Annotated in this window: 2 tRNA genes and 1 rRNA gene; all 3 read right to left on the reverse strand. The window is 52.9% G+C overall.

Annotation, left to right across the window (positions count from 1 at the left end):
- Nucleotides 1–18: 18 nt before the first annotated feature.
- A tRNA-Ala gene (locus C5N93_RS00025) sits at nt 19–94 on the reverse strand.
- A gap of 49 nt (nt 95–143) precedes the next feature.
- Nucleotides 144–220 (reverse strand) — tRNA-Ile (locus C5N93_RS00030).
- A 64-nt stretch (nt 221–284) separates the two neighbouring features.
- Nucleotides 285–1817, reverse strand: a 16S ribosomal RNA gene (locus C5N93_RS00035).
- Between the last annotated feature and the right edge of the window lie 199 nt (nt 1818–2016).

A 2016-nucleotide genomic window follows, 5' to 3' on the forward strand; every position in this document is an offset into this window, starting at 1 on the left:
CGATGCGATCTAAGGTTTTGGTGGAGGATGACGGGATCGAACCGACGACCCCCTGCTTGCAAAGCAGGTGCTCTCCCAGCTGAGCTAATCCCCCAATCAAGCCACACTACCACTCGACTTAATCAGGCGGTGGTTAAAAAGCTTGGTGGGTCTGGAAGGACTTGAACCTTCGACCCCCGCCTTATCAAGACGGTGCTCTAACCACCTGAGCTACAGACCCGACTTAGATCTACGCAGTCAACAACCGATAAGCGTGAACACTCAACTTCCAGTGCATGCTCTAGAAAGGAGGTGATCCAGCCGCAGGTTCCCCTACGGCTACCTTGTTACGACTTCACCCCAGTCATGAATCCTGCCGTGGTAAGCGCCCTCCTTACGGTTAGGCTACCTACTTCTGGCAAAACCCACTCCCATGGTGTGACGGGCGGTGTGTACAAGACCCGGGAACGTATTCACCGCGACATGCTGATCCGCGATTACTAGCGATTCCAGCTTCACGCAGTCGAGTTGCAGACTGCGATCCGGACTACGATCGGTTTTCTGGGGTTAGCTCCACCTCGCGGTTTGGCAGCCCTCTGTACCGACCATTGTATGACGTGTGAAGCCCTACCCATAAGGGCCATGAGGACTTGACGTCATCCCCACCTTCCTCCGGTTTGTCACCGGCAGTCTCCTTAGAGTGCTCTTGCGTAGCAACTAAGGACAAGGGTTGCGCTCGTTGCGGGACTTAACCCAACATCTCACGACACGAGCTGACGACAGCCATGCAGCACCTGTGTTACGGTTCTCTTTCGAGCACATCCACCTCTCAGCGGACTTCCGTACATGTCAAGGGTAGGTAAGGTTTTTCGCGTTGCATCGAATTAATCCACATCATCCACCGCTTGTGCGGGTCCCCGTCAATTCCTTTGAGTTTTAATCTTGCGACCGTACTCCCCAGGCGGTCAACTTCACGCGTTAGCTACGTTACTAAGGAAATGAATCCCCAACAACTAGTTGACATCGTTTAGGGCGTGGACTACCAGGGTATCTAATCCTGTTTGCTCCCCACGCTTTCGTGCATGAGCGTCAGTATTGGCCCAGGGGGCTGCCTTCGCCATCGGTATTCCTCCACATCTCTACGCATTTCACTGCTACACGTGGAATTCTACCCCCCTCTGCCATACTCTAGCCTTGCAGTCACGAATGCAGTTCCCAGGTTGAGCCCGGGGATTTCACATCCGTCTTACAAAACCGCCTGCGCACGCTTTACGCCCAGTAATTCCGATTAACGCTTGCACCCTACGTATTACCGCGGCTGCTGGCACGTAGTTAGCCGGTGCTTATTCTTCCGGTACCGTCATCCCCCCGAGGTATTAACCCAGAGGATTTCTTTCCGGACAAAAGTGCTTTACAACCCGAAGGCCTTCTTCACACACGCGGCATTGCTGGATCAGGCTTTCGCCCATTGTCCAAAATTCCCCACTGCTGCCTCCCGTAGGAGTCTGGGCCGTGTCTCAGTCCCAGTGTGGCTGGTCGTCCTCTCAGACCAGCTACAGATCGTCGCCTTGGTGAGCTTTTACCTCACCAACTAGCTAATCTGATATCGGCCGCTCTTGTAGCGCGAGGCCCGAAGGTCCCCCGCTTTCCTCCTCAGAGCGTATGCGGTATTAATCCGGCTTTCGCCGAGCTATCCCCCACTACAAGGTACGTTCCGATATATTACTCACCCGTTCGCCACTCGCCACCAGGTGCAAGCACCCGTGCTGCCGTTCGACTTGCATGTGTAAGGCATGCCGCCAGCGTTCAATCTGAGCCAGGATCAAACTCTTCAGTTTAAACCTGTTACTGTTTTCGGTTTTTCGCGATAAATCGCTAGAACCGGTCGCTCTCAAAGTATGCTGACAAGTTAATTACTTAACTTACCTATTACTATGTGAGCCTCAATAAATTTAAAGCTTATCTGCCGAAGCAGACGCACTATTCATCGAGTGCCCACACTTATCGGTTGTTCAATTTTTAAAGATCAATCGCATC

The organism is Pandoraea sp. LA3 (assembly GCF_022696215.1).
In the GTDB taxonomy this organism is placed as follows: Bacteria; Pseudomonadota; Gammaproteobacteria; order Burkholderiales; family Burkholderiaceae; genus Pandoraea; species Pandoraea capi.